Below are 20,893 nucleotides of genomic sequence, written 5' to 3' on the forward strand. Positions count from 1 at the left end.
ATGCTGAATGCCCTCTATAACGAAAAAATCCTTGATTTTGCGGCACATATTGGCCAGACCGAGCGCCTGCCGGCGCCCGATGCCACGGTGACGCATCACAGTCCGCTCTGCGGCAGCCGGATCACCGTGGATATCAAGATGGAAGGCGGCCGGGTGGTGGGCTATGGCCAATTGGTGAAAGCCTGTGCGCTGGGCCAGGCTGCGGCCTCGATTTTCGGTCGCCATGTGGTGGGCCAGGATGCCGCCACCCTGCGCGATCTGCTGGCCCGCATGCGCGCCATGCTGAAGGAGGGCGCCCCGCCGCCCGGGCCGGATTTCGCCGGCGGCGCCTTCACCGACCTGGAAGTGCTGAGCCCGGTGCGCGACCACAAGGCGCGCCACAATGCCGTGCTGCTGCCGTTTGAAGCCACCGTGAAGGCAATCGACCAGATCGAGGCGAAACAATCCTGATTGCCGCGCTTTAAAGCGCCGCCTTGGCCACGCCCTGGATCAGGCCGATCATGCCCTTCAGGCCATTGATGCGGTTGGAGGTGATATTCTCCCACACGCCGATCTTTTCCAGGAAGTCGGGCGGGTTGTTCACGATCTCGGCCGGGCTGCGGCCGGAATAGACCTTCAGCAGCAGGGCGATCAGTCCGGCCACGATCTCGCTTTCGCTGCTGGCCTGGTAATACACTTTGCCATCGCGGGCCTCGCCATGCAGCCAGGCCTTGTTGATACAGCCTTTCACCCGCCATTCATCGGTACGCAGCGCGTCCGGATAAGGCGGCAGCGCGCGGCCCAGATCGATCAGGAAGCGATAGCGATCCATCCAATCGTCGAACAGGCCGAAATCCTCGATGATTTCGGCCTGGGCCTCGGCAACGCTCTGGCTCGTGGCCGTCATGGCGCTCGCCGCCATGTGGTGATGCCGGCTTTGTCTTCCAGCAGGATGCCGCGGGCCGCGAGTTCATCGCGGATGCGGTCGCTTTCGGCCCAGTTCTTCGCCGCGCGGGCTGCCTTACGGCGTTCGATGGCGGCTTCGATCTCGACGGCTTCGCCGCTATCCTCATCGCCCTTGAACCAACTGACCGGATTTTGCTCCAGCAGGCCCAGCAGCTTGCCTGCGGCCAGCATCTGGCCTTTCAGGCGGCCGCGCTCATCCGGGTCTATCGCCTTGTTCACGGCATTGGCCAGCGCATGCAGTTCGGCCAGCGCCTTGGGCGTGTTCAGATCGTCGGCCAGCGCGGCGCGGAATGAATCCGGTGCCGGCAGGTCTGCGGCCTGCACATCCTGCAATGTCTCCAATGCGCGATACAGCCGGTCGAGCTGCGCTTTGGCATCGCGCAGGCCGACATCGCTCCAATCCAGCGGCTGACGATAATGCGCCGAGAGCAGGGCAAGCCGGATCGCCTCGCCGGGCGCCTGGTCGCGCAGGTCGCGCACCAGCAGCACATTGCCCAGCGATTTCGACATCTTCTCGGCATCCACGTTGACGAAGCCGTTATGCATCCAATAGCGGCAGAAGGGCTGGCCGCCCAGCCGGCCGCTATTGGCGCAGGTGCTTTGTGCAATCTCGTTTTCATGATGCGGGAAGATCAGGTCATGGCCGCCGCCATGGATGTCGACCGGGCCGGAACCCAGATTGGCATCGATCATCGCCGAGCATTCGATATGCCAGCCCGGCCGGCCGAAACCCCAGGGGCTGTCCCAGCCCGGCACACCCTCGGGCGAGGGTTTCCACAGCACGAAATCCGCTGCGTCGCGCTTGTAGGGCGCCACGTCCACCCGGGCGCCGGCAATCATCTCGTCGCGGTTGCGGCCGGAAAGCCGGCCATAGTCCGGATAGGACGGCACGTTGAACAGCACATGGCTTTCCGCCTCGTAGGCATGGCCATTGGCGATCAGCCGCTGGATCATCTCGATGATCTGCGGGATGTGGCCGGTCACCTTCGGCTCGATGCCCGGCGGCGGCACGCCCAGCGCCTGCATGTCGGCATGATAGGCGGCGAGATAGCGCTCGGTGATCACGCCGATCGGCACGCCCTCGGCCTTGGCGGCGGCGTTGATCTTGTCGTCCACGTCGGTGACGTTGCGCACATAGACCACTTCGGCGTATTCGCTGGCCAGAAACCGGCGCAGCACGTCGAACACCACGGCCGGGCGGGCATTGCCGATATGGGCGAAATTATACACGGTGGGGCCGCAGACATACATCGTCACCCGGCCGGCTTGCACCGGCACGAATTTCTCTTTGGTGCGCGACAATGTGTTGTGCAGATAGATATCCATGACCCCGGACCCTTCGATTGGCCCGGGACTATAGGATAACCGCCTTATTTATCAACCCCGCCAGAGCCAGAGCCAGAGCCGGCGCCAAAGCCAGAGCCAAAGCCAGAGCCTGGGTTATCCGGGCAACGGTTTAGCGCAGGTAGTTCACCAGCGAGAGCTGCAGGCTGTCGCGGGTAATGGTGTAGCTGGCTTCCAGCGAGGTCTGCAGCGACTTGATCAGGGTGGCGGTTTCGGCCACGTCCACATTCTCGATGCCGCCGATGCGGGTTTTCAGCACATCCTTGCTGCGGTCGTGGCGCAACTGCACTTCCTTCAGGCGCTGTTCCACATGGCCGTTGGCCGAGGCGACGTTCTTCAACTGGCCGATGGCGGTTTCCAGATGGGCGATGGCATCGTCCACGCGCTGGGTGTAGAGCTGATTATCGCCGATATCCTGGATTGCCGAGCGGAAGCGCACGATGGCATCCACCACGCGCTGGAAGGCCGGATCGGCGGCGGTCTGGCCGTATTCCACCCGTTCGTTGTCGTCCACGAACAGGCCGACGAATTCCGTTTCGGCGGCGCCCGTGGTGCTTTCATCCACGTCCGGGGTGGCCGGATCGTCTACCGGGGCATAGCCGGTGCGGTCGAAATAGTAATTGTCCTTGATCTGGAAATTCTCGCCATCGTCGGTGGAGGGGAAGTTCAGATATTCCACCTGGTTGGCCACCGGGTCGGCTTCGGTGATGTTGGTATAGGCGCCGGGCACCGCGCCGGCGGTATAGTTCTGGCCCAGCAGCGCATTGGCCGAAAGCTGGCCGTTGATCGGATTGATCTGGAAATTGCGGCCGCCATAGATGAAGCGGTCGTTGTCCTTGGTCTGCAGCAGGGTGCCGATCCGATCGAGCAGCACATTGGCCTGCGCCGCTGGCGCCGAGGTGGAGGCGAAGAAGCTGTCGCGATTCTTGATCATCAGATCCTTGGCGTCGGTCGCCGTGTTGATGATCTGCTCCAGCGACAAGCCATAGAGGCGCACACGGTTCTGTGCCGAAAGCACGCCGCTCTGGTAGGTTTCCACGGTCTTCAACTCGGCCTTCAGGTCGCCCAGTTCCTGGGCGCGCGGGGCCACGCCGATCAGGCCGTTGGCAAAACGGCCCGAGGAAAGCTGGCCCTGCTGCATGGTCAGTTGCAGGTTCAATTGGCGAATCTGGCGCGTCTGGTCGAAGATGCGCGCGAGCTGGGTGGAACCGATTGCGGCAACCATGGTTTACCTCCCGATCGTGATGACTTCGTCGAACATGCGGGTGATGGCGTTCAGAACATTCGCCATGGCGGCATAATTGTTCTGCAGCACCTGCAGGGTCGCGAGTTCGGTATCGATATCGACACCGGTGAGGTTGCGGTATTTCTGATCCAGCGTGTGTTCCACGCGTTCGGCGGAATCGCGGTTCACCTGGTTCACATCGGTGGCGCGGGCCGTGTAGGCCATGATGCCGTCCACCAGGCCGAACAGGTTCACGTTGTTGATCGCCAGGCCGTTGGATTGCGCGCCGCCGGTATTGTCGGTCACGCCGGAACGGTTGATGTCGGCGGCGGTGATCAAGGTGGTGCGCATCGCCTGCTGAATCGGGCCGGCGGCCAGAACCTTCAGGCTGGCGGCACCGGTCAGCAGATCGGCGTTGATGGTGAGCGATTGCGCCTCGAAGCCGGTTTCGGCGGCGGTGAAGGCGGTGAAGAACTCGGTGCCTTCCGCCGGTGTGGGCGCGGGCACGCGGTTTTCCGCGCCGGCATAGGCGTTGTTCACCAGGGTGACGAGATTATAGGCGAAGGCATCCAGCTGGTTGGCGTATTTCGCCAGCGTGCCCACATTGGGATCGGTGCTGTTCAGCGCCGCATCGGTGGGGTCCAGATAATCCAGCGCGGCCCGCAAGCTGCCATTCAGGATGCCGGAGTTCAGCGAATTGGTGGAACCCTGATAGGTGATGGTGCCGGCCGTGGTGGTGGACGAACGGTTATAGGTGAATTGCTGCGCCACCGTGCCGGAGATCTGGATGCCGCCGGTGGTGTAGACGCTCAATTCGCCGCGATCGTTGGTGAGTACGCGCACATCCACCAGGTCGGCGATACGGCGCACCTGCTGGTCGCGCAAATCCTCCAGGTCGCCGGTCGGCTGGCCGGCGCCCAATGCTGCGGTGATCTGCACGTTCAGCTTCTGGATTTCCACCGAAGCGGTGTTGATGGTCTGCACGGCAGCTTCGGCCTGCTCGTCGGCGCGGGTGCGCAGCTCGGTCTGGCGGGCATTCAGCTGATTGATCTTCAGCACCAGATCCTGGCCGCGACGGATCGCGTTTTCCGCCGCAGCGGCGCTTTCCGGGTTGGCTTCCAGGGTCTTCCAAGAATCCTCGAAGCGCGACAGCAGGGCGGCCAGTTCAGGCTGGCTGCCATCGGTGTTGGTGGCGTCGATGATATCGGCCAGGCCCTGGGTCAGATCGGTGGCGGTCTTCAGCCGGCCGTAATCGGACAGGGCATTATAATGATCCTGTTGTACATCCTTGGCCGCCACGCGGGTGATGGTGGAGATCAGCGGCGCGCCCGGCAGGCCGTCGATGCCAGGCGTGGTGAGCGTGGCAACCTTGCGGGTATAATTCTCGTTCTGCGCATTGCCCACGTTGGCCGAGAGCAGCCGGGTCTGGGTCTGGAACGCAGCGAGCGCGGAGACCGAGGTGGAAAGGGCGGCGGAGAGCGACATGGCGGCTTTTCCTTTCGCGGCGGCGCCTCAGGCGCCGCCGGTGTTCCGGCTTACCGGCGGATGTTGATGGTTTCCTGCAGCAGTTCGTCGGCCACGGTGATCAGGCGGGCATTGGCCGAATAGGCACGCTGCGCCACGATCATCTTGGAGAACTCCTCGGCGATATCCACGTTGGACTGTTCGATGGCGGCGGAAACCAGGTTGCCCACGCCGCTGCCGCCCACATCGGTCATCACGGCGGAGCCGGAGCCGGGGGTTTCCAGGAAGGCGTTGCCGTCCACGCGGTCCAGTTCGGTCGGATCGCGGAACTTGGCGAGCTGCAGCTGGTAGAAGGGCCGCACGTTGCCGTTATCGAAGGTCACCGAGACCTGGCCATTGGTATCGATCGCCAGGCTCTTGAAATTGCCGCGCGGCACGCCGTTCTGGCTGAAATCGTTCAGCGCCAGGCTGGTGCCGGCAAATTGCGTGGTGCCGATGGTGGTATTGAACGCGCCCAGATCCAGGGTCAGGTTCTGGGTGGTGCCGTCGGCGAAGAAATCCACCGCGAAGGTCATGGCGGCATTTTCGCCATCGGCCTGGGTGGCCGGCGCGGTGAGGCCGCCGCCGCTGGTGATGGTGCCGATGGTGCCGGGCACGCCCGCGCCCACCACACCGCCCAGATCGCCGAAGGTGACGGCGGCGGGGCCGAAGGTGAGGGTGGCGCCGGTATCATCCAGCGTGTTGATGGTCAATTCCCAGTTATTGGCGGCGGTGCGGCTCCACACCAGGTCCAGCGTGCGGGCATTGCCCAGGCTGTCAAATACCTGGATTGAGTTGGCCGCCAGCGTTGCCGGCAGGGCGCCGGCATTGTCCAGCACGTTGGCCGGCAGGTTGGCGGAATATTCGATCTGGCTGGTGGCCACCGGGCTATCCAGCAGATTGGAGACGCGCACTTCGGTGGCGGTGCCAGACATGGTCAGCGCGCCGGTGGCGGTGTCTTCGGTCAATGCATAGCCGCGCAGGAAGTAGCCCGACGAGTTGACCAGATAGCCATCCTCGTTCTGGATGAAATCGCCCACGCGGGTGTAGTAGGAGGTGGTTTCGAATTCCGGCAGGCCGGTGGTGTCGTCGATGCCGATCTTCTTCGACACCGGGATGAAACCGCCGCCGCTGACCGCGATCGAGGTGGTGGAGCTGACCTGCTGGATGGCGCCCTGGGCGTTGTTGGCGAAGAACGGCTGGTTCAGCGCGCCGCCCGGCGAGTGCGTGTTGGCCTGAGCGCTGGATTGCGTGACCAGCGTGGAAAAGCGCGATTCCACCTTCTTGTAGCCGTTGGTGGTCGCATTCGCCACGTTATCGGAAATGAACCCGATGGCGGTCGACTGCCCGTTGAGGCCGGTGATCGCGGTTTGCAGGGCACCACTGATGGACATTGCTCGTCTCCTGGCTAGAACCAAATCCTTTGGCCAGTGATTAGCAAGCGGTGTGCCAAGTCGAAAATCCGACTTAGTGCATTGTTTCAGTTGAAATATTTCCGGCGGGTCATGTCGGCAGAAATTGCCGGGCGGAGGCCTGAAACACTGTTTCGGCAGAAATTGCCGAGACGGTTAACGGTTCTTGCCGGGCACCCAGAGCACGTCGTCGGCGCCATTGCCGTTGGCATGGCGGGCGGCCACGAACAGGTGATCCGACAGCCGGTTGAGGTAGCGCACCACAACGGGATTGATGGTTTCGCGCTCGGCCAGCTGCACGGCCAGGCGTTCGGCGCGGCGCGCCTGGGTGCGGGCCAGATGCAGATAGGCGGCGGCCGGGCTGCCGCCGGGCAGGATGAAAGACGTGAGAGGCGGAATGGCGGCATTCATCGCGTCGATCTCGGTTTCCAGGCGGTCCACCTGGGCCTGCACCACGCGCAGGGGCGGATATTTCGGGTTTTCCTGCTCCGGTGTGGCCAGGTCGGCGCCCAGGTCGAACAGGTCGTTCTGGATCCGCAGCAGCATGGCGTCCAGTTCGGCAAGCGCTGGCGTATTGGTATGCAGGCGGGCCAGGCCCAGGGCGGCATTGGCTTCGTCGGCGGTGCCATAGGCTTCCACGCGGATATCGTATTTCGCCACCCGTTCGCCATCGCCCAGCGAGGTCTGGCCCTTGTCGCCGCCGCGCGTATAGATGCGGTCAAGCTTAACCATGGCAATGCTCTCCGGTCAGCGGCCCAGCAGCAGGCCGGCAATCGCGATCAGAATGATGGCGATGAATTGCAGCAGGATGCGCCAGCGCATCAGCAGGTTGGAATAGGAGCGATTGAACCGCCCGCCGCGAAACAGCGCGAAGATTCCCACGCAGAGCACCAGGAAGGTGGCCACCATGAAAAACGGGATCAGGATATGAACGAAATCGCGCATGGCGCCAGGATATAGCCTTCGGGCGCTGGGGTCCAATACCCGGGCGGGCAGAAATGCCGCAGGCGCCGCCCTTGATCGGCGTCTTGGCTTCCGTTCAAGTGGGGACATGACACAGATAGATTCTGCCGCCATTGCCGAAACCGCCGCCCGCAGCCGCGCCCATCTGCGCCGCACCCCGGTGATCCGGGTCGATCCGGCGGATTTCGGCCTGCCATCATCCTGCCGCCTCGATCTGAAGCTGGAGGCCCTGCAGCATTCCGGCTCATTCAAGGCGCGCGGCGCCTTCGCCAATCTGTTGGCCAATCAACCGGGACGCCCGATAGGCCCGGCCGGCGTGGTGGCTGCCTCGGGCGGCAATCACGGCGCCGCCGTGGCCTATGCGGCAAAGCGGCTGGGCATCAAGGCCACGATTTTCGTGCCCACGGTGTCCTCGCCGATCAAGATGCGCCGGATCAAAGAATACGGCGCCGATTTGCGGGTGGTGGGCGAGCGTTATGCCGATGCGCTGGCGGCTTCCGAAGCCTGGATGGCGCAAAGCGGCGCGCTGCCGGTGCATGCCTATGATCAGCCGGAAACCCTGCTGGGCCAGGGCGGCGTGGCGTTGGAATTCGAACAGCAGGTGCCGGATCTCGATACTCTGCTGGTGGCGGTGGGCGGCGGCGGGCTGATCGGCGGCATTGCTGCCTGGTATGCCGGGCGGGTGAAGCTGATCGCCGTGGAACCGGAAAACGCCCCCAGCCTGCATGCGGCCCTGGCTGCCGGCCGGCCGGTGGATGTGGCGGTGAGCGGGCTGGCCGCTGATTCGCTGGGCGCCAAGCAGGTGGGGGCGCTGATGTTTCCGCTGGCCCAGCGTTATGTGGCGCAAAGCCTGGTGCTGCCCGATAGCGCCATTGCCGCCGCCCAGCGCGCGCTGTGGGATGCGTTGCGGCTGGTGATCGAACCAGGCGGCGCCACCGCCCTGGCTGCGCTGCTGAACGGTGCCTATCGGCCGGCGGCGGGCGAAAAAGTCGGGGTTCTTGTGTGCGGCGCCAATGCCGCCGATCTGGATTTCACCCGCGCGGCGGAATAGATTTCCAGCATGACGCGGATAGGCGAAAAGACATACAGCAAGGCCGAGATCGAGGCCCTGTTGCAGGCCATGGACCGGCAGACCAAACGCGCGGCCAAGAAGGCCGAGGGCGCCATCGAGCGCATCACCAAATCCTCTTTCGAACCCTATTACGAATACCGGGAATCGCTCACCGAGATCGAAGGCGTGTTGGTGCTGATCGAAAACCGCATGGCCCATGCCGATCCCAAGGCCCATGCCCAACTGGCCGAGTACCATACGAACCTGGTGGCCGGCCTGCTGAAGATGAAGATCGATGTGATCCTGCGGGTGTTTCCGGCCCTGGAAATCGCCGCCACCCTGCCGATGGGGGCGCAGCGGGTGTTTCTCGCCACGCTGTGGGAATTGAAGGAAACCGTTGCTCGCATCGACCGGCTGGATATGAGCCATCTGCTGGATGAGGAGGCGCGCAAACGCCTGCTGGTGGCCGAAACCATTATCGGCGATGTGGCGCAACGCGCTCCGGCCCTGCTGGAACTGGCCGAGCAACACGCCAAGCAGATTTAACCGGCTGGTTTATTTTTCGTGATATTGGTGGGCGTAGAACATGCGATGCGCGGTCTGCGTCATCGCCACGGCCTGTTTGCGGATCAGCTCCGGCACATCCTTGGCCGGCTCCAGCTGATGGGCGCCCACCTGCATGCTGTAGCCGCGCAGATCGCCCTTGGGCGTAAGCACCACGGCATGTTTGCCATCGCCCACCGCCACGTCGAAATTATGCGCCATGGCGATGCGGCCGCCGCCTTCGGGCACATGACGCAGATCCACGCCGAAGAACGGGCTGTCGAAGCTCAGGCCCAGCAGCCCCATGATGGTGGGCGTGACATCCAGGCTGGACCCCAGCATCGGATTGCGCGCCGCCGGCAGATGCTTGGGCGCCAGGAACAGCAGCGGCACGCGGAAGGCCTGCACCGGAATCTGCGCCGCGCCCCATACTTTCGGGCCATGGTCGCCGATCATCACGAACAGCGTATCGTCGAACCAGGGTTTGCTGCGCGCCGCGTCGATGAATTGCCCCAGCGCCCAATCGGCATAGGCGGCGGAATTATCGCGTTCGTTGGGCGATGGCTTCTGCGCGATGCGGCCCTCGGGATAAAGGAAAGGCCGGTGGTTGGTCACGGTCAGCATGGAAAACAGGAACGGCCCCGGCTGTCCGGCCATGGCGTCGATCCGGTCCAGCGCTTCCTTGAACAGATATTCGTCGGCCACACCCCAGATCGTCTTGAAGCCGCGATCCTTGATGTCGTTCTGGCCCAGCACGCTGTCGAAGCCGATGCTCTGCCAGAAATGCCCCATATTGTCGAAGTTGGTGGGGCCGCCATACAGGAATTGCGAGCGATAGCCTTGCGCCTTCAACTGAAAGGGCAGCGAATGCATGTCTTCCGATCCTGCGCGGCGCGCCGTGGAAATGCCGGGGATCGGTGCAAACGAGGTGAACACGGCTTCCAGCGCACGCACTGTGCGGTCGCCGGTGGCATAGATATTGGTGAACAGAAGACCCTGTTCGGCCAGCCGGTGCCAGTTGGGTGAAACCGTGCGGGCGTAATCGCGCTGCTTGTCCTGGAACACATCCTCGAAATAGACCGAGCCGAAGCTCTCTTCCAGGATCAGCACCACGTTCAGCTTTTTGGCCGCCGCCAGATCGCGCCCTTGGCTGTTATCCACGCGGCGCAGCAGGCTGCGTGCATCGGCCGGCACCAGCGGCGTGGTGTTGTCTTGCCGCACCATGGCCTTCACCAGCGGCAGGGCTTCGGCTTCCGGCATGCCGGCATAAACGCCATCGTATTTGCTGTCGTTGGTCAGCGCGGCACGCAGCAGGCTGTGTATGCCGTTCACGGCCAGCTCGTTCACATTACGCTCCACCGCCGGTTCGAATGGCCCCAGTGCCATGGCGGGCAGGGCCAGCAGGCTTGCCAGCGCGCCGGCCCGTAAGGCGGCTTTCCATTCTCCGCGCACCGGCGGCATGGCCAGGGCTGCGCGCAGGCGTGGGCGCATCAGCAGATAGATCAACGCCGCTACCAGGATGATCGGCGGCAGATAGATCCGCAGGTCGAAGCTTTCGCGGATATTGCCGATCACTTCCTTGGGGAAGATCAGGTAGTAAACCGCAATGCCGTTGAAGCGGCTGTTGAACTCGTTCCAGAAAAAGATTTCCGCCACCGCGCTGAACACCGCAACCCCGGTCAGCACCAGCAGCAGCAGATGCGCCAGCGGGCGGCCGATACGCCAGTTGAGCGGGCGGGCTAGCAGGTAAAGCCCGGCCAGGAAAGGCAGGCCCAGCACCAGGGCGGTGGCCAGATCATCCAGCAAGCCGGCCGGCCAGGCGCTCAATATGGACAGCATGCTGCCCGGCGTATCCAGCCCGATCCAGATCGAAAGCGCCAACCTGGTAAGGGCGGCGATGCCGATGAAAACCAGGATGCAGGTCAGCCAGAGCCGGATACGCGGCGCTGAAAAACCAGTCGAACCGGCAAGGGGGCCAGTCGAACCGGCAAGGGGGCCAGTCGAACCGGCAAGGGGGGATGAGTGGGACATTACAGGCGCGTCTCCCGAAACAATGTTGCCCGGGTACGACAGGGCGCATGAATGGCACCTGAACGGCCCTGTCTTGCAGCTTATTTTACGGTAATGACCGCCGGTCGCGGGCGGGCCCTGCGGCAAAATATTCCAAATCGGCCATTGCGGCGGAGCAGACAGCGCGTTAAAAGGGCGGCGGGCCACGCCCCCCCAACGGGGCGCTTACTATCTGGAAGGATAGCAACATGACTAAGCCTGCCGCGCGTCCTGCTGTCGCGCATTTCTCCTCCGGCCCCTGCGCCAAGCGCCCCGGCTGGACCCCCGAAATCCTGAAAAACGCCCTGCTTGGCCGGTCGCACCGCTCCAAGGAAGGCAAGGCGCGCCTTGTCGAAGCCATCGAGCTGCATCGCCAGGTGCTGGGTATTCCCGCCGATTACCGCATCGGCATCGTGCCGGCTTCCGATACCGGCGCCGTGGAAATGGCGCTGTGGTCGCTGCTCGGCCCGCGCGGCATCGATGTGCTGGCCTGGGAAAGCTTCGGCTCCGGCTGGGCCGGCGATATCACCAAGGAACTCAAGCTCAAGGATGTGCGCAGCCTGAAGGCCGGCTACGGCGCGCTGCCCGATCTCACCCAGGTGGATTGGACCCGCGACGTGGTGTTCACCTGGAACGGCACCACCTCGGGTGTGAAAGTGCCCAACGGCGACTGGATCAAGGATGACCGCGAAGGTTTGGCGATCTGCGATGCCACCTCGGCGGTGTTCGCCATGGATTTGCCGTGGAACAAGCTGGATGTGGTCACCTGGTCCTGGCAGAAGGCCACCGGCGGCGAAGCGGCGCATGGCATGATCGTGCTTAGCCCGCGCGCCGTGCAGCGGCTGGAAACCTATAGCCCGGCCTGGCCGTTGCCGAAGATTTTCCGCATGGCCAAGGATGGCAAGCTGATCGAAGGCATCTTCAAGGGCGAGACCATCAACACTCCCTCCATGCTCTGCGTGGAAGACATCATCGACGCCCTGAAATGGGGCCAGTCGATCGGTGGCCTGGCCGGCATGAAGGCGCGCTCGGAAGCCAATCTCAAGGCGATTGCCGATTGGGTGGCGAAAAGCGATTGGGCCGGCTTCCTCTGCGCCGATGCTGCTGCGCGTTCCAACACCTCGATCTGCCTCAAGATCGTCGATCCCTGGTTCACCGCCCTGGGCGAGAAGGATCAGGAGGCCGTTGCTAAGCAGGTGGCGGCCGTGCTGGAGAAGGAAGGCGTGGCGCTGGATATCGGCGCTTATCGCGATGCCCCTCCGGGTCTGCGCATCTGGGGCGGCGCCACGGTTGAAACGTCTGACATCCAGGCGCTCACGCCCTGGCTGGATTGGGCCTTCGCTCAGGTGAAGGCCGGCTTCAAGCCGGCGGCCTAAGCGGTTCGATTTTCCGGCGGGCGTGCCGATACGCCCGCCATTTCCCCCGATATACACGCTACATCCAGAAGGAACACCGCCATGGTGAAGGTTCTGATTTCCGATGAATTGAGCCCCGCTGCCGTCGATATCTTCAAGGCGCGCGGCATCGAGGTGGACCAGAAGGTCGGCCTGAAGCCCGAGGAATTGATCGCCATTATCGGCGAGTATGATGGCCTGGCGATCCGCTCGGCCACCAAGGTGACGCCCAAGGTGCTGGAAGCCGCCGCCAAGCTGAAGGTTGTCGGCCGCGCCGGCATCGGCGTGGATAACGTCGATATCCCGGCCGCCACCGCGCGCGGCGTTTGCGTGATGAACACGCCATTCGGCAATTCCATCACCACCGCCGAACATGCCATCGCCATGATGATGGCGCTGGCCCGCGAGATTCCCCAGGCCGACCGCTCCACCCAGGCCGGTAAGTGGGAAAAGAACCGCTTCATGGGCGTGGAGCTGTATGGCAAGACGCTGGGCCTGATCGGCTGCGGCAATATCGGCTCCATCGTGGCCGACCGCGCCCAGGGCCTGAAAATGAAGGTGATCGGCTACGATCCCTTCCTCACGCCGGAACGCGCCACCACTCTGGGCATCGAGAAGGTGGAACTGGATGAATTGCTGGCACGCGCCGATTTCATCACGCTGCACACGCCGCTGACCGAGCAGACCAAGAATATCCTGGATGCCAAGACGCTGGCCAAGGCCAAGAAGGGCGTGCGTATCGTCAATTGCGCGCGCGGCGGCCTGGTGGATGAAGCTGCCCTGAAAGACGCGCTGGATGCCGGCCAGGTGGCCGGTGCAGCCTTCGACGTGTTCGTCACCGAACCGGCGAAGGAAAACGTGCTGTTCAACCATCCGCGTTTCATCGCCACGCCGCATCTGGGCGCCTCCACCAACGAGGCGCAGGAGAATGTGGCCTTGCAGGTGGCCGAGCAGATTTCCGATTATCTGCTCACCGGCGCGGTTACCAATGCGCTGAACATGCCCAGCGTTTCCGCCGAGGATGCGCCGAAGCTGCGCCCCTATATGAAACTGGCCGGCCAGTTGGGCAGCTTCGTGGGTCAGTTGGCGGAAGCCAATCTCACCAAGGTGACGATTGAATACGAGGGCCATGCCGCCACGCTGAACACCCGGCCGCTCACTGCCATCGTGCTGGAAGGCCTGCTGCGCCGCCAGCTCAGCAGCGTCAACATGGTCAATGCGCCGCTGGTGGCCAAGGAGCGCAATATCGAGGTGTCAGAAGTGAAGCATGATCGCGAGGGCGATTACGCCACGCTGATCCGCGTCACCATCCATGCCGACAAGGTGCGCCATCTCTCGGGCACCTTGTTCGCCAACAAGAATCCGCGTGTGGTGGAGATCAAGGGCATCGATATCGACGCCGAACTCGGCCCCAACATGCTCTACGTCACCAACGAGGACAAGCCGGGCTTCATCGGCCGGCTGGGCAGCCTGCTGGGCGATGCCGGCATCAATATCGCCACCTTCCATCTCGGCCGCGCCGCCAAGGGCCAGGAAGCCATCTGTCTGGTAGAGGTGGATGGTCCGATCCCGGCGGAAGTGGCCGCCAAGGTGAAGGCGATCCCCGGCGTGCGGCAGGCAACCCCGCTGCAATTCTGACGCTTTACGAACCCGGCGAGGCGGGCCAGACTGGCGGCCATTCCACCAAGGAGTCGCCGCCATGGCCCGCCTCGCTCGTTTTCTACCCGTCCTGCTGCTGCCTCTGCTGTTGGCCGCCTGCGGTCCCGATAGCAGCGAACAGGTGATCAAGAAAGCCGAAAAGGCCGGCACCAAGGCCGAACTGGAAAAGGCCGTCGGCCGGCCCAGCGAGATTTCCAAGCTCGGCCCGATCGAGCAATGGACCTACAAGACCAAGGATGGTCAGGTCACCTTCACCATCACGGGTGACAAAGTGGCTCTCACCACCGGCGGCACGAAGAAGTAAGTTTATCCGGGAATGACCGGATAGCTCCGCCCGCCGAAAATCGCGCTGCCGACACGGATATCGGTGGCGCCGAATTCAACGGCCGTTTCATAATCGCCGCTCATGCCCATGCTCAGGCGCTCCAGCCCATTGCGTTTGGCGATCTTGGCCAGCAGGGCGAAATGCGGCGCGGGCTCCTCATCGGCGGGCGGGATGCACATCAGGCCCACGACGGGCAGGCCCAGGCGGTCGCGGCACTCAGCGATGAAGCCATCGGCGTCCTGCGGGGCGCAGCCGGCCTTTTGCGGCTCCTCGCCGGTATTCACCTGGATGTAGCAGGGCAGGCGGCGGCCGGTTTTGGCGAATTCCTTCGCCAGTTCCTCGGCCAGGCTGGCACGATCCAGGGTGTGGATCACATCGAAATGCGCCACGGCTTGGCGAACCTTATTGGTTTGCAGCGGACCGATCAGATGCAGCACCAGATCGGGATGGGCAGCGCGCAGGGCGGGGTATTTGGCCATGCCTTCCTGCACCCGGTTTTCGCCGAAATGGCGCTGGCCGGCGGCAATGGCTTCCGCCACGGCTTCGGCCGGGAAGGTCTTGGCCACGGCGATCAGGTTGGCCTGGCCGATGCGGCTGCGGATTTCGGCCAGGGCGTCGGCGATGCTTTTCTGATGCGTGTCGGTCATGGCACTCTGCGGCAATGCGAAAACGCGCGACCCTAACAAGCCATGGCCGGGGGCGGAAGCCTTCGGCCGCAGCCTTGCCGGCTTGCTGGCTATTCACCGATACCGCCCGGATGCCGGATCCGCTGTCCGCCATGGCAGTTTTGCCGCGCGGTTCTGGCGTGGTGTTGCGTCATTACGATGCGCCGGATCGCGCCGCGCTGATTGCGGCTGCCGAAAGCCTGTGCCGGGCGCGCGGCTTGCTGCTGCTGGTGGCGGGCAACACGCATCTGCCCCAGGGCCTGGTCCGGCCCGGCGCCAAACAGGGTACCAGGCCGTTGACGGCAGCCGCCCATGATGCTGCCGCCATCGTCAAAGCCTGGCGGGCCGGCATCCAGGCGGTGTTCATCTCGCCGGTTTTTGCCACCCGCAGCCATCCGGGGGCAGAGCCGCTGGGCGTGCTGCGTTTTGCGCTGCTGCTGCGGTTGGCCCGGCGCCATGGCTTGCGGGTTTATGCGCTGGGCGGAATCGATGCGCGGTCCTGGCGCCGGCTGATGCCGCTGAAGCCTGATGGCTATGGCGCGATCGGCGCTTTTTTACAGAAGCGGTAGCGCCAAAAGAAAATCGCCGCTGGATTGCTGCGGCGGCGATCCCAAGTTCACAAAAGAAAATCGCCGCTGCATTGCTGCAGCGGCGATCTTTGTGGGAAACCCTCGGGTGAGGGGCAATCTTAGAAAGCGTAGGTGTAGCCAACCGACAGGATCGCGCGGCCCTTGCAGAGATCCTTGGAGACGCCGCCGCCGAAGCATTCGTTGGTCTTCAGGTCGGTGTCGACATACTGCACGCCCACATCCACGCCGAAGAAGGTGGCGAAGATGCCGACATTCCAATCCTTGTAATCGGGGGTGCCGAACGCCGCATTCTTGTCGATGTTCTGCTTGCCGATATTGGCCAGGATGCGGGTGTCGTAGGGGATGAACGACAGGGGCACCTTCACGCCAGCATAATAGTAGGTGGCGTTGCCGGAATTGCCGAAGTAGTTGGTGCTGTAGTTGATACCAGCGGTCGGGATCACGAAGCCGAAGTCATAATTCACCGAACCGGCGATTTCGCGGAAATCGTAGTTCAGGTTCTTCGAGGCGCCCGGATAGTTATAGGTGATGTACTTGGCTTCGTAGCCGAGGCCAGACACGGCACCGCGGAAACCGACGGTGAAGTCGATTTCGGCATGGGCGCCATCATCCACGTTCGGGATGAAATCGACGTTGCTGCCCCACAGATTGACAAAGCCGGTGAAGTAGTCGTTCACCTTCATCGCGCCTTCAACACCCAGCTGCAGAGCGGGGTTGTTGTCGGTCTGGCTGATGCCGCGGAAGCTGTAATCCGAGACAATGGCGGCAGTGGCGGTAACGTCGATGGACTTCTTGTCCTGGGCCAACGCCGGGCCGGCAAACAGGGCGGCGGCAAGCGCGAAGCCCAAAATCTTCTTATTCATGAGGGAGACCTCCAATGACTTTTCCCGAGCCGGACTAAACCAAATTCTTGCACCCGTAACAAATACTTGCGTAATCATTGGTGTTGGTTGTGTTTGTGCTGTTGCGGGAATGTCACGTTTGCGTAAAGAAGCAGCCACTCTGACCACTTTATAGGCAAATTTGGGCGATTCCGGTTTCGTGCGGGCGCCTGATTTCTGGGCGGAAACCGCCACAAAGGAGAGTTTTGTATGCAAGCGGTTCTGGTGCAGGTTGAGACTCGGGCGAATATCCGGCTGTTACGGCTGAATCAGCCTGAGCGGCGCAACGCCCTGTCGTTGGATTTGCGCGCCGAATTGATAGCCGCGGTGGAAGCGGCGCTCGCGGATGACGATATCCGCGCACTGGTACTGACCGGCAATGGCGGCGTTTTCTGCGCTGGCGGCGACTTATCCTCGATGCGCGGGGCAACATCTTCCGGCGGCCGCGAAAGGCTGCGGCGTTTGCACAAGCTGGCAAAACTGCTGGTGGATGGCGGCAAGCCGGTGGTGGCGGCGGTGGAAGGCTATGCCTATGGCGCCGGCCTGTCGCTGGCGCTGCTTTGCGATCAGGTGGTGGCATCGGAGACCGCCAAGTTCTGCGCCTCCTTCACCCGAGTGGGCCTGATGGCCGACCTGGCCGCCTTATGGAGCGTGCCGCAGCGGGTGAATGCTGGGTGGGCGCGACGGCTGCTGATGCTGGCCGAGGAGGTGGATGCCGCCACCGCCGGCCAAATCGGCCTGGTCGATGCGGTGGTGCCGGGCGGTGCGGCGCTGGATCATGCCCTGGGCCTGGCGGGGCGTTTGGCCGAAGGCCCCCCGGTGGCGCTGGCCCTGACCAAGCAGGCCCTGGCACGCGGACCGCAGCCGCTGGATGCGCTGCTGGCCATGGAGGCGGATATGCAGGGGGTGCTGTTTGGCACCGAAGACCTGGCCGAGGGCCGGGATGCCTTCCTGGCCAAGCGCAAGCCGGTATTCAAGGGGCGCTGAAATCACCGCACGCTGAAATCATGATGCAGGGCCGCGCCGAAAAAGTGATGGGGTTTCCCCAGCGTCGTGGCCCACCATTCCCGGCCTGCATCTTGCGGGGTGCGAGACGGGTTCATACACTGGGACACTATAAAATCTTAAAGGTTCCGGGAGGGAACAGATGCTTGGCTTGATGCAGGATCGTCCTCTGCTGATTTCGTCGCTGATCGATTTCGCGGCGCTGTATCACGGGAATACCGAAATCGTCTCCCGCACGGTTGAGGGGCCGATCCACCGCTATACCTACAAGGATCTGGCCCACCGCTCCAAGCAACTGGCCAATGCCCTCACCAAGCTGGGCGTCAAGCTCGGCGACCGCGTAGGCACCCTGGCCTGGAATACCTACCGGCATTTCGAATTGTATTACGGCGTCTCGGGCATGGGTGCGGTGCTGCATACCGTCAATCCCCGGCTGTTCCCCGAACAGATCGACTATATCGTCAACCATGCCGAGGACAGCTATCTGTTCTTCGACATCACCTTCGCGCCGCTGGTGGAAAAGCTGGCGCCGCAGCTCAAGACCGTGAAGGGCTTCGTGGCGCTTACCGACCGCGCCCATATGCCCAAGGACAGCAAGATTCCCAATCTGCTCTGCTACGAGGATCTGATCGGCGCCGAGAGCGGCGAGTATGAATGGCCGGTTTTCGACGAGCGTACGGCTTCCTCGCTCTGCTACACCTCGGGCACCACCGGCAATCCCAAGGGCGTGCTGTATTCGCATCGCTCCACCGTGCTGCATTCCTATGCGGTCTGCCAGCGCGACGGCCTCAATCTCGGTTCGGCCGATAGTGCGCTGGTGATCGTGCCGCTATTCCATGCCAATGCCTGGGGCGTGCCTTACGGCGCGTGCATGAGCGGCGCCAAGCTGGTCTTCCCCGGCCCGGCGCTGGACGGCAAAAGCGTGTATGAATTGCTGCGCGACGAGAAGTGCAATTTCTCGCTGGGCGTTCCCACCGTCTGGTTGGCTTTCTTCCAGCATGTCGATGCCAACAAGGATCTCGATGTGAAGAAGGATATCCTGCTGGAGCGCGTGGTGATCGGCGGCTCGGCGGCGCCGCGCGCCATGATCGAGCGTTTCGCCAAGCAGATGGATTGCTTCGTGATCCATGCCTGGGGGATGACCGAGATGTCGCCGCTGGGCACCACCGGCAACCTGCTGAAGAAGCATGCCGGACTGCCGCTGCAACAGCGCCTGGATGTGCAGGCCAAGCAGGGCCGCACGGTGTATGGCGTCGAGATCAAGATCACCGACGATACCGGCAAGGAATTGCCGCGCGATGGCGTTGCCTTCGGCGATGTGAAGGTGCGCGGCCCCTGGATCACCAAGGGCTATTTCAAGGGCGAGGGCGGCGGCGTGCTGGATGCCGATGGCTTCTTCACCACCGGCGACGTGGCCACCCTGGATGCCGATGGCTATATGCAGATCACCGATCGCTCGAAGGATGTGATCAAGTCGGGCGGCGAATGGATTTCCTCCATCGACCTGGAAAATGCCGCCGTGGGCCATCCGGCCGTGCAGGAAGCAGCGGTGATCGGCGTGTTCCACGCCAAATGGCAGGAACGCCCGCTGCTGCTGGCGATCAGGAAACCCGGGCAGGAGGTCAGCAAGGAAGACTTGCTCGCCTTCCTGGAAGACAAGGTGGCCAAGTGGTGGATGCCCGATGACGTGGTGTTCGTCAGCGAATTGCCGCACACCGCCACCGGAAAATTGCTCAAGACCAAACTGCGCGAGCAATTCAAGGATCACAAGCTGCCCACGCCGGGCGCCTGATCGCCGATGATGATGCGCCGCCCGCTGCTGTTGGTTGCGCTGCTGCTGGCGCTGGCGGCTTGCCAGCGCCCATCGGCTGTCGGCAAAACCGAAACCAAGCCGGCGGAATCCCCTGCCTCCGCGCAGGCGGAACAGCCCCGCTCCGGCGGTTTCTTCTCGCGGCTGACCACGCGGCGCAGCGACCCGCCGCCGGTTGCGTTGGCCGAGCCGGTCAAAGCGCCGGCCCGCTATCGCCATTGCGCGGAATGCCTGTTGGATGCCGAAGGCCGCGAAGTGCCGGCCTCGCTGGCCATTCGCGGTTTCGTGGAGAATGTCGAGCAGCGCGGCAATGTTCTGGCGGTGAGCGGCTGGGCTGCGGATGCCGATCGCAAGGGCCCGCCGGCTGAGCTGCTGTTCATCGCGCGTGGGGTGGTGATCTGGCGCGGCGTGCCCAGTGTCACGCGCGGCGATGTGGCCCAGCATCTCGGCGTCACCAATACGGCCGTGTTCGGCTACAGCTTCGAGATTCCGCTATCCGAGATGGGGCCGCCCTCGGTGCTCTGGGCGATCGACCAAGCCGGCCGTGCCAAGACGCTGGAAGTGATCAAGCGCTGATCGCTCTCTATAAGAGAGTCAGGTAGGGGTGGCTTGGCGCCGCCTGCCATGCTATCTGCCGGGCATGCCTGATCTGCCGAAATCCGCAACCCTGCCGGGGCTGGATTGGCCGCGTTTGCCAGCCAGCCGCCCGCTGGTAATGGGAATCGTGAATGTTACCGCCGACAGCTTCTCCGGGGATGGCCTGGCGGGAAAGCCCGATGCCGCCATAGCCCAGGCCCGCGCCATGGTGGCGGCCGGTGCCGACATGCTCGATCTTGGCGCCGAATCGACCCGGCCTGGGGCCGAACCGGTGGATAGCGCCACCGAACAGGCCCGCCTGCTGCCCGTGCTGCAAGGCTTGCACGATATCGGCGTGCCGATCTCGGTGGATACGCGCTATGCCGCCACGATGCGCGCCGTGCTGGCTGCGGGTGCCCATATCATCAACGATATCAGCGCGCTGGAAGACGATCCCGACAGCCTGGCGGCAGTGGCGGAGGCCGGCTGCCCGGTGGTGCTGATGCACAAGCAGGGCCAGCCCGCCACCATGCAGCAGGATCCGCAGTATGAAGATGTGGTGGCCGAGGTGCTGGCCTATCTGCTACGGCGCGTGGATATCTGCGTCGCGGCAGGTATCCGGCGCGACAACATCATCCTCGATCCCGGTATCGGCTTCGGCAAGACGGTGGCGCATAATGTGGCCCTGCTGCGTGCGATCCCGCGTTTCACGGCGCTTGGCCTGCCGCTGCTGATCGGCCTGTCGCGCAAGAGCCTGTTGGGTACGCTGGCCGAAGCACCCGATCCGGCGCACCGCCTGGGCGCTTCGCTGGCCGGGGCGTTGTTCGCCGCCAGCCGGGGCGCGCAAATTCTGCGGGTGCATGACGTAGCCGATACCGTGCAGGCCCTGAAAGTCTGGCGTGCGCTGGATTTCCAGGCGCCCGGCGATATGGCATAATCCGGGCAGCCAGGCC

General features: G+C 63.4%; 21 protein-coding genes. 11 read left to right on the forward strand and 10 right to left on the reverse strand.

Annotation, left to right across the window (positions count from 1 at the left end; genetic code table 11):
* Complete coding sequence (locus KF827_RS00765) at positions 1–450, forward strand: iron-sulfur cluster assembly scaffold protein (protein WP_290998244.1); 450 nt, start codon at positions 1–3, stop codon at positions 448–450.
* A 10-nt stretch (positions 451–460) separates the two neighbouring features.
* Here KF827_RS00765 and KF827_RS00770 read toward each other — a convergent pair whose 3' ends face one another.
* The 7 genes from KF827_RS00770 to KF827_RS00800 form a co-directional block, all read right to left on the reverse strand.
* Positions 461–886: a SufE family protein gene (locus KF827_RS00770; RefSeq protein ID WP_290998247.1), complete on the reverse strand. Its 426-nt coding sequence runs from the start codon at positions 884–886 to the stop codon at positions 461–463.
* A complete protein-coding gene (cysS, locus tag KF827_RS00775) occupies positions 883–2,271 on the reverse strand; it encodes a cysteine--tRNA ligase (RefSeq protein ID WP_290998250.1) in 1,389 nt (462 codons plus the stop codon). The genes KF827_RS00770 and cysS overlap by 4 nt, the downstream gene beginning before the upstream one ends.
* 130 nt (positions 2,272–2,401) lie before the next feature.
* Positions 2,402–3,514, reverse strand: a complete 1,113-nt coding sequence (locus KF827_RS00780) for a flagellin (protein WP_290998253.1) — start codon at positions 3,512–3,514, stop codon at positions 2,402–2,404.
* A 3-nt stretch (positions 3,515–3,517) separates the two neighbouring features.
* A complete protein-coding gene (gene flgK, locus KF827_RS00785) occupies positions 3,518–4,999 on the reverse strand; it encodes a flagellar hook-associated protein FlgK (RefSeq protein ID WP_290998256.1) in 1,482 nt (493 codons plus the stop codon).
* A gap of 50 nt (positions 5,000–5,049) precedes the next feature.
* Positions 5,050–6,411, reverse strand: coding sequence for a flagellar hook-basal body complex protein (locus tag KF827_RS00790; protein WP_290998259.1), 1,362 nt, complete (start codon positions 6,409–6,411; stop codon positions 5,050–5,052).
* A 174-nt stretch (positions 6,412–6,585) separates the two neighbouring features.
* Positions 6,586–7,161 carry a cob(I)yrinic acid a,c-diamide adenosyltransferase gene (locus tag KF827_RS00795; RefSeq protein ID WP_290998263.1) on the reverse strand — a complete coding sequence of 192 codons (576 nt, stop codon included), beginning with the start codon at positions 7,159–7,161 and terminating at the stop codon, positions 6,586–6,588.
* A gap of 15 nt (positions 7,162–7,176) precedes the next feature.
* Complete coding sequence (locus KF827_RS00800; protein WP_290998267.1) at positions 7,177–7,374, reverse strand: twin transmembrane helix small protein; 198 nt, start codon at positions 7,372–7,374, stop codon at positions 7,177–7,179.
* A gap of 106 nt (positions 7,375–7,480) precedes the next feature.
* Here KF827_RS00800 and KF827_RS00805 point away from each other — a divergent pair, with 106 nt between their 5' ends.
* Both KF827_RS00805 and KF827_RS00810 read left to right on the forward strand, forming a co-directional pair.
* Positions 7,481–8,443, forward strand: coding sequence for a threonine/serine dehydratase (locus KF827_RS00805; protein ID WP_290998279.1), 963 nt, complete (start codon positions 7,481–7,483; stop codon positions 8,441–8,443).
* Positions 8,444–8,452: 9 nt separating this feature from the next.
* On the forward strand, positions 8,453–8,989 hold the full coding sequence (locus tag KF827_RS00810) for a hypothetical protein (RefSeq protein ID WP_290998282.1): 537 nt from the start codon (positions 8,453–8,455) through the stop codon (positions 8,987–8,989).
* A gap of 9 nt (positions 8,990–8,998) precedes the next feature.
* Here KF827_RS00810 and KF827_RS00815 read toward each other — a convergent pair whose 3' ends face one another.
* A complete protein-coding gene (locus KF827_RS00815; protein WP_290998285.1) occupies positions 8,999–11,017 on the reverse strand; it encodes an LTA synthase family protein in 2,019 nt (672 codons plus the stop codon).
* A gap of 227 nt (positions 11,018–11,244) precedes the next feature.
* On the opposite strand from KF827_RS00815, the gene KF827_RS00820 reads away from it, so the two are divergent.
* The 3 genes from KF827_RS00820 to KF827_RS00830 all read left to right on the forward strand — a co-directional run bounded on the left by KF827_RS00820 (position 11,245) and on the right by KF827_RS00830 (position 14,392).
* Positions 11,245–12,411, forward strand: a complete 1,167-nt coding sequence (locus KF827_RS00820) for a phosphoserine transaminase (RefSeq protein ID WP_290998289.1) — start codon at positions 11,245–11,247, stop codon at positions 12,409–12,411.
* Positions 12,412–12,492: 81 nt separating this feature from the next.
* A complete protein-coding gene (gene serA / locus KF827_RS00825) occupies positions 12,493–14,067 on the forward strand; it encodes a phosphoglycerate dehydrogenase (RefSeq protein WP_290998293.1) in 1,575 nt (524 codons plus the stop codon).
* 61 nt (positions 14,068–14,128) lie between these two features.
* Positions 14,129–14,392, forward strand: coding sequence for a hypothetical protein (locus KF827_RS00830; RefSeq protein WP_290998297.1), 264 nt, complete (start codon positions 14,129–14,131; stop codon positions 14,390–14,392).
* A 2-nt stretch (positions 14,393–14,394) separates the two neighbouring features.
* Here the strand turns inward: KF827_RS00830 and KF827_RS00835 are convergent, their stop codons facing one another.
* Entirely contained in the window at positions 14,395–15,060 is a 666-nt protein-coding gene (locus KF827_RS00835; RefSeq protein ID WP_290998307.1) for a YggS family pyridoxal phosphate-dependent enzyme, read from the reverse strand.
* Positions 15,061–15,191: 131 nt separating this feature from the next.
* Here KF827_RS00835 and KF827_RS00840 point away from each other — a divergent pair, with 131 nt between their 5' ends.
* A complete protein-coding gene (locus KF827_RS00840) occupies positions 15,192–15,647 on the forward strand; it encodes a thiamine phosphate synthase (protein WP_290998311.1) in 456 nt (151 codons plus the stop codon).
* Positions 15,648–15,766: 119 nt separating this feature from the next.
* Here KF827_RS00840 and KF827_RS00845 read toward each other — a convergent pair whose 3' ends face one another.
* Positions 15,767–16,531 carry a TorF family putative porin gene (locus KF827_RS00845; RefSeq protein ID WP_290998316.1) on the reverse strand — a complete coding sequence of 255 codons (765 nt, stop codon included), beginning with the start codon at positions 16,529–16,531 and terminating at the stop codon, positions 15,767–15,769.
* 228 nt (positions 16,532–16,759) lie between these two features.
* Between KF827_RS00845 and KF827_RS00850 the strand changes: the two genes are divergently transcribed.
* From KF827_RS00850 to folP, 4 genes are all read left to right on the forward strand, one after another.
* Positions 16,760–17,536: an enoyl-CoA hydratase-related protein gene (locus KF827_RS00850; RefSeq protein WP_290998319.1), complete on the forward strand. Its 777-nt coding sequence runs from the start codon at positions 16,760–16,762 to the stop codon at positions 17,534–17,536.
* Between the two features lie 160 nt (positions 17,537–17,696).
* Entirely contained in the window at positions 17,697–19,346 is a 1,650-nt protein-coding gene (locus KF827_RS00855) for a 3-(methylthio)propionyl-CoA ligase (RefSeq protein ID WP_290998323.1), read from the forward strand.
* Positions 19,347–19,352: 6 nt separating this feature from the next.
* The gene (locus KF827_RS00860) at positions 19,353–19,940 is read left to right on the forward strand and encodes a hypothetical protein (RefSeq protein WP_290998327.1); all 588 of its coding nucleotides are present in this window, start codon (positions 19,353–19,355) and stop codon (positions 19,938–19,940) included.
* A gap of 28 nt (positions 19,941–19,968) precedes the next feature.
* The gene (gene folP / locus KF827_RS00865; RefSeq protein ID WP_290998332.1) at positions 19,969–20,877 is read left to right on the forward strand and encodes a dihydropteroate synthase; all 909 of its coding nucleotides are present in this window, start codon (positions 19,969–19,971) and stop codon (positions 20,875–20,877) included.
* Positions 20,878–20,893 lie beyond the last annotated feature (16 nt).

Origin of the sequence: Ferrovibrio sp. (assembly GCF_019636075.1) — a bacterium.
GTDB lineage: Bacteria > Pseudomonadota > Alphaproteobacteria > Ferrovibrionales > Ferrovibrionaceae > Ferrovibrio.

Bases quoted from the DNA above. Each gene is read 5' to 3' on its own strand.
- KF827_RS00815 (WP_290998285.1), bottom strand. From the start codon at position 11,017: ATGTCCCACTCATCCCCCCTTGCCGGTTCGACTGGCCCCCTTGCCGGT.
- cysS (WP_290998250.1), bottom strand. From the start codon at position 2,271: ATGGATATCTATCTGCACAACACATTGTCGCGCACCAAAGAGAAATTC.
- KF827_RS00835 (WP_290998307.1), bottom strand. From the start codon at position 15,060: ATGACCGACACGCATCAGAAAAGCATCGCCGACGCCCTGGCCGAAATC.
- KF827_RS00795 (WP_290998263.1), bottom strand. From the start codon at position 7,161: ATGGTTAAGCTTGACCGCATCTATACGCGCGGCGGCGACAAGGGCCAG.
- KF827_RS00770 (WP_290998247.1), bottom strand. From the start codon at position 886: ATGACGGCCACGAGCCAGAGCGTTGCCGAGGCCCAGGCCGAAATCATC.
- KF827_RS00820 (WP_290998289.1), top strand. From the start codon at position 11,245: ATGACTAAGCCTGCCGCGCGTCCTGCTGTCGCGCATTTCTCCTCCGGC.
- KF827_RS00830 (WP_290998297.1), top strand. From the start codon at position 14,129: ATGGCCCGCCTCGCTCGTTTTCTACCCGTCCTGCTGCTGCCTCTGCTG.
- KF827_RS00800 (WP_290998267.1), bottom strand. From the start codon at position 7,374: ATGCGCGATTTCGTTCATATCCTGATCCCGTTTTTCATGGTGGCCACC.
- KF827_RS00810 (WP_290998282.1), top strand. From the start codon at position 8,453: ATGACGCGGATAGGCGAAAAGACATACAGCAAGGCCGAGATCGAGGCC.
- KF827_RS00780 (WP_290998253.1), bottom strand. From the start codon at position 3,514: ATGGTTGCCGCAATCGGTTCCACCCAGCTCGCGCGCATCTTCGACCAG.
- KF827_RS00860 (WP_290998327.1), top strand. From the start codon at position 19,353: ATGATGATGCGCCGCCCGCTGCTGTTGGTTGCGCTGCTGCTGGCGCTG.
- KF827_RS00850 (WP_290998319.1), top strand. From the start codon at position 16,760: ATGCAAGCGGTTCTGGTGCAGGTTGAGACTCGGGCGAATATCCGGCTG.
- KF827_RS00805 (WP_290998279.1), top strand. From the start codon at position 7,481: ATGACACAGATAGATTCTGCCGCCATTGCCGAAACCGCCGCCCGCAGC.
- KF827_RS00765 (WP_290998244.1), top strand. From the start codon at position 1: ATGCTGAATGCCCTCTATAACGAAAAAATCCTTGATTTTGCGGCACAT.
- KF827_RS00845 (WP_290998316.1), bottom strand. From the start codon at position 16,531: ATGAATAAGAAGATTTTGGGCTTCGCGCTTGCCGCCGCCCTGTTTGCC.
- KF827_RS00790 (WP_290998259.1), bottom strand. From the start codon at position 6,411: ATGTCCATCAGTGGTGCCCTGCAAACCGCGATCACCGGCCTCAACGGG.
- serA (WP_290998293.1), top strand. From the start codon at position 12,493: ATGGTGAAGGTTCTGATTTCCGATGAATTGAGCCCCGCTGCCGTCGAT.
- KF827_RS00855 (WP_290998323.1), top strand. From the start codon at position 17,697: ATGCTTGGCTTGATGCAGGATCGTCCTCTGCTGATTTCGTCGCTGATC.
- KF827_RS00840 (WP_290998311.1), top strand. From the start codon at position 15,192: ATGGCAGTTTTGCCGCGCGGTTCTGGCGTGGTGTTGCGTCATTACGAT.
- flgK (WP_290998256.1), bottom strand. From the start codon at position 4,999: ATGTCGCTCTCCGCCGCCCTTTCCACCTCGGTCTCCGCGCTCGCTGCG.